8 protein-coding genes are annotated in these 8,699 nt (G+C 65.5%); 7 read left to right on the top strand and 1 reads right to left on the bottom strand.

Features of this window, described 5'->3' with window-relative positions; all coding sequences use genetic code 11:
• Positions 1-160: 160 nt before the first annotated feature.
• Complete coding sequence (locus tag VVR41_RS08040; protein ID WP_368524314.1) at positions 161-1,315, top strand: hypothetical protein; 1,155 nt, start codon at positions 161-163, stop codon at positions 1,313-1,315.
• A 177-nt stretch (positions 1,316-1,492) separates the two neighbouring features.
• Here the strand turns inward: VVR41_RS08040 and VVR41_RS08035 are convergent, their stop codons facing one another.
• Complete coding sequence (locus tag VVR41_RS08035) at positions 1,493-1,786, bottom strand: hypothetical protein (protein ID WP_368524313.1); 294 nt, start codon at positions 1,784-1,786, stop codon at positions 1,493-1,495.
• 208 nt (positions 1,787-1,994) lie between these two features.
• Between VVR41_RS08035 and VVR41_RS08030 the strand changes: the two genes are divergently transcribed.
• The 6 genes from VVR41_RS08030 to chrA are packed head-to-tail and all read left to right on the top strand — an operon-like array spanning position 1,995 to position 8,673.
• Complete coding sequence (locus tag VVR41_RS08030; RefSeq protein WP_368524312.1) at positions 1,995-2,699, top strand: NrtR DNA-binding winged helix domain-containing protein; 705 nt, start codon at positions 1,995-1,997, stop codon at positions 2,697-2,699.
• 4 nt (positions 2,700-2,703) lie between these two features.
• On the top strand, positions 2,704-3,960 hold the full coding sequence (nadA, locus tag VVR41_RS08025; RefSeq protein ID WP_368524311.1) for a quinolinate synthase NadA: 1,257 nt from the start codon (positions 2,704-2,706) through the stop codon (positions 3,958-3,960).
• Positions 3,961-3,963: 3 nt separating this feature from the next.
• A complete protein-coding gene (locus tag VVR41_RS08020; RefSeq protein ID WP_368524310.1) occupies positions 3,964-5,433 on the top strand; it encodes an L-aspartate oxidase in 1,470 nt (489 codons plus the stop codon).
• Entirely contained in the window at positions 5,427-6,266 is an 840-nt protein-coding gene (gene nadC / locus VVR41_RS08015; RefSeq protein ID WP_368524309.1) for a carboxylating nicotinate-nucleotide diphosphorylase, read from the top strand. The genes VVR41_RS08020 and nadC overlap by 7 nt, the downstream gene beginning before the upstream one ends.
• Positions 6,267-6,268: 2 nt before the next feature.
• Entirely contained in the window at positions 6,269-7,414 is a 1,146-nt protein-coding gene (locus VVR41_RS08010; RefSeq protein ID WP_368524308.1) for a cysteine desulfurase family protein, read from the top strand.
• A gap of 23 nt (positions 7,415-7,437) precedes the next feature.
• Positions 7,438-8,673: a chromate efflux transporter gene (chrA, locus tag VVR41_RS08005; RefSeq protein ID WP_368524307.1), complete on the top strand. Its 1,236-nt coding sequence runs from the start codon at positions 7,438-7,440 to the stop codon at positions 8,671-8,673.
• Positions 8,674-8,699: the final 26 nt, after the last annotated feature.

Here is an 8,699-nt window from a genome sequence, read left to right as displayed (position 1 = left end):
CCAAATACCTCGGAATAGTCGCTCGAACTAGGGGCTAGAAATCTGAATCGGGTCGCTGCGCTCCATCGAACTCGGTAGCATCGCGGAAGAATGGCCACCGTTGCGATTTAGCATAGAGTTCCGGCCTCTCGTTTCGTTTTCCTCTGCATAAGGAGCCCCCATGACCGATCCCATTTCCGCCGCTTATGAAGAACTCCAGAAGCATTGGAGGAAGTTTCCTGAGAATCGAAAATCCGACGATCCCGTTGAGGCATATAAGGCATGGGCTGAGACGGTGCACTCTTTATTCGAGAAGGGCGACACGGATGCTGGCAACAAGGCAGCGGAAACTGTATTAATCGACGAGTTGAAGACGGCGTATGCTCTGATTCATCCCGACGACAGAGATAAGCTCTTTGGGATCCTGTTTCCGGCAGATAGTGATACTAATGGGCTGCAGCAGCTGGCAGCAGCTAGGAACTTGATGAACGGGATTTACTCCGGTGGCCTCCCAAACGTTCCCCAGCACTACAAGGGCAATGTGAAGCGGGCACGCGTAGTAGGGATCTTGATGAATCCTGGGCGCGATGATGTTCTACAGGACCGCACTGACGAGAATTTCAGCTCGTACGACGTTGGACATGAGATCCTCGAGTCGGGGCAGGACGTTTCGGAAAAGTCGCCCGAGCTGAATAAGCGTGTTATGGAACAGCCAACGATTCTCCAGTCGCTCTGGGACGGTAACGGCAGCTGGACCAATTGGGGTGATAGTCACACTATTATCAAGCCGGTCGACGATAAGAATGCTGTGGTCGACAGCTGGAACGGCAAGCGGCCAGCCTATAGGAAAGCCGCCGACGGCAAGTATCACTGGGTCAAGCTCGATTTGGAAAGCTTTTGCGAGATTGAGTTCTTCCCGTACCAGACTCCCAAATGGAAAGACCTGCCCGTGTACTTGAAGGAAAAAGTAGATCAGCTCCCATCGGTCAGAAAGGCTCGAAAGCTCCTCGGAGCTCTCGCTGCAGACACGGCTGAGGGAATCGTAGACGGTAGACGCGACGAACATGGTCGCGTGTTTATTGTTCGTAATAAAGATGTGTTGCAGTTCTTCCGTGAGTCAATCGAAGCTAAGCACCTAAGCACACTGATTGATGCTGGCCTTGTGTTCACCTTCAGTTCAGACCAAAGTCGATCTGTTAGCGCCAACAACCTACGACTTGTAGGAATAGATGAGGTGGAAGGCGGGCAGGTTTCCAGTAAGCAGCCAAAGCTCAACGACCTTGAGTGGGAGAATTACAGCTTCATCGAGCGCCCATTTGAAGTTTCGGCCGAGTAGTCAAGGGGAGCTCACCTGGGGCCCGAGGCTATAGATGGGATCAACATTCAGGGGCCGAGCTATTTCCACGGGATAAGGTTCCGGGCGAGCTGCGAGCTACCCGTGCCCCAGGGGGCAGCGAAGGTGAAAACGATGAAGCGGCCTCCACGCGGAGGCCGCTTTTTCGTCTATCCGAGACTAGTGCTCGCACCAGTGGCCCTCGTGGGCAGCGTGGCGGTGGCCGTCGTGAATGTAGTCGACGTGATCGCCGTGGGGGACGGCGACGTGGCCGCAGCCCTCACCGTGGTTGTGCGGGTGCTCCTCGTGCACGGTGTGGCCGGCGGGCTCGCACTCGTCCCAGTGGCCGTCGTGCTCGCGGTGGATGTGGCCGTCGTGGACGTAGTCGACGTGATCGCCGTGCGGGATGGCGACGTGGCCGCAGCCCTCACCGTGTGCGTGGTCGTGGTCGTTGTGCTGGGTGTGCTCTGCCATGTCTTCTCCTTGGGGTAGGTGGGAGGAGCTACCCTCCGCGTTTTCAATCCACTTTCATTAAACATGATGCGCGGAGCATTTTCAATTCACTTTCAAAAAGGGAAGAGGCGGGTGGGCATATCGGCTGCTCCTCACTGTTTGACTTCCGGCTATCCGGGGCCGTACGCTCACTTAAGGTCAGAATGACATTAAGTGTGAGGAGCCCGCTATGAGCGGTTGGAATCGCCTCAACGTCGAGGAACGTCGACAGCAGGCGCCGCAGGTCGCCGTGTCGACGGTGGCCTTCTCCGCTACGCCGCCGCACGGCAGCTCCGCTTCCCGCGAGACGCTGTGGGTGCCGCTCGTGCGCCGCGTCCGGGCACCCTTCAAAGGGGCGTGGGCGCTACCCGGCGGGCCGACGCAGTGGAACCAAACCTTGGGGCAGACTGCCCGGGAAACTCTCATCGCCGCGACTCATGCCGAGCCGAACTACCTCGAGCAGCTTCACGCGTTCGGCAGTGTGGAACGCTCCGCGCAGGCTGAGCGCACGGTCACCATTGCTTACTGGGCCCAGTACCGGGCACGCGACTTTGACGGCGTGCCCGAAAACAAGGACCCGAACATTGCATGGTGGGGCGTCGATGCACTGCCCGAGCTCGCATTCGACCACGCCGAGATCATCCAGGCGGGAATCCAGCGGTTGCGCCGCCGCGCCGAGCAGACCCTGGTGGCGCACCGCTTTCTCGACGACGAGTTCACGATGGCCGAGCTGCGCGCCGTCAGCGAGCTGATTGTTGGGGAACGGCTGGATCCGGCGAACTTTCGTCGACAAGCGCTTGCGCGCGGCGAGCTCGAGGAAACCGGCGCAACCCAGGCGGGCACCAAGCACAGGCCCGCGAAATATTACCGATTCACAAGCACAGAACAGGATTGAGAGCATGACCTCCGTAACCGACCTCATCCTCACCGCTGCGAAAAAGGAACAGCAGACCTGCGATGTGCAGCTGCCGGCCGAGCCGTGGGAGACCGACCAGAACCATTCCTACGGGCCCGGCGCGTCCCACTCCGACGTGTTCCCCGCCCGCGCCCCGCGCCAGGGCGCGCTGCCGGAGCGCTACACCTCCGCCAGCGACGCGGAACTCGACGCGATGATCACCGAGGCCAAGGCGGCCCTGGGCAACAGGGTGAAGATCCTCGGGCACTTCTACCAGCGCGACGAGATTGTTAAGCACGCCGATTTCCTCGGTGACTCCTTTAACCTCGCACAGGCGGCCAAAGCCCACCCCGAAGCGGAGGCGTTCGTGTTCTGCGGCGTGCACTTCATGGCGGAGACAGCCGACATCCTCTCCGGTGATGACCAGGCGGTGATCTTGCCCAACCTGTCGGCGGGTTGCTCCATGGCAGACATGGCCACCATCGGCCAGGTCGAGGTGTGCTGGGAAGAACTCAGCGCCGTGCTGCCGCAGGCAGGGGAGAAGGCCCCGCTCGTGCCGGTGACCTACATGAACTCGAGCGCGGACATCAAGGCGTTCTGCGGGCGCAATGGCGGAATCGTGTGCACCTCCTCGAACGCCCGCACCGTACTGGAGTGGGTATTCGAGCGCGGCGAGCGCGTCGTGTTCCTGCCGGACCAGCACCTGGGGCGCAATACTGCGCGCGCCATGGGCATCGCCGACGAGCAGATCATCATGTGGCACCCCCACAAGCCCCTCGGTGGCAACACCCCGGAGCAAATTGAGCAGGCCAAGGTCATTTTGTGGGACGGGTTCTGCTCCGTGCACAAGCGCTTCACCGTCGCGCAAATCGAGCGTGCCCGCGCTGAGTTCCCGGGCGTGCGCGTCGTCGTCCACCCGGAGTGCCCGGCGCCGGTCGTCGACGCCGCGGACGCCGCCGGCTCCACCGAGGTCATCCGCAAGGAGGTAGAGGCCTCCGCACCGGGTGATGTGCTCGCGATCGGCACAGAGATCAACATGGTCAACCGCCTGGCGCAGCAGTACCCGGACCGTACCATCTTCTGCCTCGACCCGGTGGTATGCCCGTGCTCGACGATGTATCGCATCCACCCCGCCTACCTGGCGTACGCGCTGGAGTCGCTGGTCGAAGGCACCGTGGTCAACCGCATCGTGGTTGACGAGGACGTGGCACGCGACGCCGAGATCGCCCTCGAGCGCATGCTTGCGGCGAAGCCGCGGTAGATCATGCGACACGTCATCGTCGTCGGTTGCGGCGTCGCAGGAATGTCGGCGGCGCTCGCTGCCGCCAACAGCGCCGACGTCACACTTGTCTACCCGGGCCGCGACATCGCCACCAGCCCGGGCTCGACTCAGCTTGCCCAGGGCGGGATCGCCGCGGCGATTGCGCCCAGCGACAGCCCCGAGGCCCACGCGCGCGACACCGTCGCCGCGGGAGCCGGGCTTGTCGACGCCCACGCGGCAACCTACCTCACCCGCAACGGCGCGCAGGCCGTGGCGCGGCTTCTGCGCGAAGGCTTTCCCGCCGATCCCGGCGCGGGGCTGGAAGCGGCGCATTCTGCGGCTCGCGTCGTCCACGCCGGCGGGGACCGCACCGGTGCGGTGCTGCACGACTATCTCGCGCGGCGCATCGCCGAGCACCCGCGCATCGCGCACGCGCCCGGAAGCACTGTCACAGAGCTCACCCTGCGCGACGGCTGGGTGGCTGGGGTGCACGGCATAACCGGTGACGCGGTGATCCTTGCCACCGGCGGTTACTGCGGTGTGTACCCGCGCTCCACCGGCGCGTCCGGGGCCCTCGGCACCGGCATTATCGCGGCGGCGCGGGCGGGCGCGGATCTGGCAGACATGGAGTTTGTCCAGTTCCACCCGACCGTTCTCGAGGGCACCGGTGTGCTCATCTCCGAGGCGGTGCGAGGAGCCGGCGCCACGCTTCACGACGACACCGGCACCCGCTTCCTCACCTCCATCGACCCACGCGCCGAACTCGCTCCCCGCGACGTCGTCGCCGCCGGCATCGAACACGCCCGACGGGCTTCGCGGGTGTGGCTAGACGCGCGCCACATCGAAGACCTGGCGCGCAGGTTCCCCGGCATCACGGCGAGCCTGCGCGCGGCCGGCATCGACTGGACCCAGCAGCGCGTTCCCGTCGCCCCGGCGGCGCACTACAGCATGGGCGGGATTTGCACCGACGCTGCGGGTCGCACCACGGTGCCTGGCCTCTATGCAGTCGGTGAAGTCGCTCGCACCGGCGTGCACGGCGCCAACCGTTTGGCGTCGAACTCCCTGCTCGAGGCGATGGTCTATGGGCAGGCGGCGGGGGAGGCGTCGGCAAGCGATGCGCCCTGGGCTGGTCCGACTGCCGCGCGGGACGTGCTCGAGGTGGAGCTTCTTGCCTCGCGCGAGGATGGCGCACATACCGGTGCCGCGCGCGAGGCCATCGGGCGGGGAGTCGGCATCGAACGCACCGCGGCGGGAATCGAAGCGTGCCGCGGCACCCTCGCGGAGCTGTCTGGCGTCGCCGCTGCGACTGGCACGCTGATGTGCGCGGCCGCCCTGGCGCGCACGGAATCGCGCGGGGCGCACCGGCGGGTGGACTACCCGCACACCGACCCAGCCCAGGCGCGATCGATCGTGCTGCGGGCAGCCGACTCGCCCGACCACACACTTGACCACTCGAAAGGACGACCATGCTGACACAGGCCACCATCGACAAGGCGGTGCGCTTCGCCTTGGCCGAGGACGCGCCGTGGGGCGACATCACCTCCGCGGCCGCCATCGCCGAAGACGCGACTCTTACGGTCGCCCTCGTAGCTCGAGAGGACGGTGTTTTCGCCGGCGGTGAGGTTGTGCGCGCCGCGTTCGCGCTGACCGACGCCACCATCGCCGTCACTGAGCTCGCCGCCGAGGGCCACCGCTTCGCGCCCGGGGAGCGCCTCGCACTGATCGAAGGGCCCGCGCGCAGCATCCTTACTGCGGAACGAGTCGCGCTCAACTTCGCGCAGCGCATGTGCGCGGTTGCCACCCTGACCTCGCGTTACGTGGATGCGGTGCGGGGCAGTGGCGTGCGTATCGTCGATACCCGCAAGACAACACCCGGCCTGCGCGCCTTCGAGAAATACTCCGTACGCGTCGGGGGCGGGCACAACCACCGCTTCAGCCTCTCTGATGCCGTGATGGTCAAGGACAACCACCTCGCGGCGCTCGGCGGCGACACCACCGCGGCGCTGCGCGCCATCCGCGATCGCGTGGGACACACCACCCACATCGAGGTCGAGGTGGACCGGATGGACCAGATCGAGCCGGTTCTCGCCGCAGGTGTGGACAGCATCATGCTGGACAACTTCACCCCGGACGAGCTGCGCGAGGCGGTGGCGCTTGTCGGTGGGCGCGCGGCAACGGAAGCCAGCGGCAACGTCAGCCTGGATACCGTCGCCGAGATCGCGGCGACGGGGGTTGACGTCATCTCCGTGGGCAAGCTGACCCACTCCGCCGGATCGCTCGACCTCGGCCTCGACGAGGTGCGCTAGCCGTGCTCTACCTCGACGCGGCCGCGACAGCGCCCCTGCGCCCTCAGGCCCGCGAGGCAATGCTGCGCGTGTGGGATACCGCTCACGCGAATCCTTCTAGCGTGCACTCCCCGGGCCACAACGCCGCGTGCGAGGTCGACCATGCCCGATCCGTCATCGCGGAGGTGTTCGGCATCCGCCCTGAGGGGGTCGTGTTCACATCGGGTGGTACTGAGGCGAATAACTTGGGAATCATCGGGCGCGCCCTGGCGCACCCGCGTGGACGCCACGTTATTACCTCGCCCATCGAGCACTCCTCAGTCCTGGCCAGCTGCGACTACCTGCGCCGCCTCCACGGTTTCGAGGTGGACTTCCTCGCAGTGGACGGGGAAGGAAGGGTTGACTACGGCTCGCTGCCCACAGTAATCCGCGAGGACATAACCCTCGTTGCGGTGGGGCTTGCCAACAGCGAAGTGGGCAGCGTTAACGATGTCAGCTGGATCAGCCACCTCGCCCGCGATAAGGGGGCGGGCATGCACGTCGACGCGGTCCAAGCGGCGGTCCATCTCCCGGTGACGCTCGCCCCTGATGGCTGGCCAGGGCCGGTCGCCGACACGCTCGCGCTGGCCTCCCACAAGTTCGGTGGCCCCCAGGGCGTGGGCGCACTGCTTATGCCGCGCCACATCAGCCTGGAACCTGTCCTCCACGGCGGCTCGCAGGAGCAGGGCAGGCGCTCCGGAACGCACAACGTGGCCGGCATTGCGGGTTTCGCGGCTGCGGTTGCGGCGTCCGCACAGACCGTTGGGGCGCGGGCGGCAGCGTTGATGGCGTCGCGCGACGAACTGATTGCCGCCATCGAATCGGGAGTGCCTGGATCCCAGCTCACCGGGCACCGCACCGAGCGGCTGCCCAATCACGCCTCCTTCGTTGTCGACGGGGTCAGCGGGGAATCCCTGCTGGTTGCCTTGGATACCGCCGGGTTTGCCGTGAGCTCCGGGTCGGCGTGTAAAGCCGGAAGCAGCGAGCCGTCTGCGGTACTGCTCGCCATGGGATATTCCCCGGAACTTGCGCTGTCCGCACTCCGGTTTACCCTTTCGCAGCCGCTTGACAGCGCCACCATCGACCGCATCGTCGACACCATTCGCCGCGAAGTTGCACTGCGTGAGTAGACCGGTTGTGCAATTCTTTTCGGGTGGCAGTAACAGATGAGCACATTCGCGCGCGCGGCACGGTCGGCGAGGTCTTCAGCGCTTTCCTTCGCCTCGGCCTGACCTCCTTCGGCGGTCCGGTGGCGCACCTCGGGTACTTCCGTGACGAGTTCGTCACGCGCCGCAGGTGGATGGGTGAGAAGGAATACGCTGACCTCGTCGCGCTGTGCCAGTTCCTTCCCGGTCCCGCCTCGAGCCAGGTCGGTATGGCCGTGGGCCTGCAGCGTGCGGGGTTCATGGGACTTGTCGCGGCCTGGGTCGCTTTCACCGCGCCGTCCGCGCTCGCGCTCGTCGCGTTCGCGTTGGGGGTGGCCACGCTTGGCGACGTCAGCGGCGCCGGGTGGCTCATCAGCTTGAAAGCGGCCGCGGTGGCTGTGGTGGCGCACGCGGTGCTGGGCATGGCCACAAAGCTGGTCACCGACAAGTGGCGCGCGCTGATCGCGGCCGCTGCGGCTGGACTGGTCCTTCTCGTGCCCCACCCCGCAGTCCAGGTGGGTGCGATTGCATTCGGCGCGTTGGGCGGAATGGCGCTCCTACGCTCGCGTGAGGCAGGGCGCGACACGGCGCGAGAGACGGCCGCGCCCGAGGATTCAGCGCATTCCTCGCGCCCTACTTCGAAGGCCGTTGCCCTCGCGTCGCTCGTGCTCTTCGCCGTCCTCCTTGTCGCCTTGCCGGTCCTCTCTAGCGCCACGGGGTCCACGGCGGCGCACCTTTTCGACTCGTTCTTCCGCGCCGGCGCCCTCGTCTTCGGCGGCGGCCACGTCGTGCTGCCGCTCCTGGAACAAGCCACGGTACCCGCGGGCATCGTGGACCACAGCACTTTCTTGGCCGGATACGGTGCCGCCCAGGCGGTGCCGGGGCCGCTGTTTACCTTCGCCTCCTTCCTTGGCGCCAGCGCGCAGGGGACCAGTTGGTGGTGGGGCGCGCTCGTCGCAACGGTGGCGATCTTCCTGCCCGCGGCGCTGCTTGTCGTCGGAGTGATGCCGTTTTGGGACAGCCTGCGCCGCCACCTGTTTGCCGCGGCGGTCCTAGCCGGGGCCAACGCTGCCGTGGTCGGCATCCTCGGCGCGGCGCTCTACACCCCGGTGTTTACCGCAGGAATCACGGGACCTGCGACCATGGCGCTCTCTATCGTGGCCTTCACGGCTCTTCAAGCGTGGCGACTGCCTGCCTGGGCGGTGGTCATAGGCGCGGCGCTTATCGGGTTCGTTTTTCTGTAACGGAGCGCGAGCACGGGTAGCGTAAG

This window comes from Corynebacterium sp. LK2510 (assembly GCF_040946405.1).
Taxonomy (GTDB): Bacteria; Actinomycetota; Actinomycetes; order Mycobacteriales; family Mycobacteriaceae; genus Corynebacterium.
The sequence above is the reverse complement of the archived record's forward strand: the minus strand, read 5'-3'. Positions and strand labels throughout refer to the sequence as shown.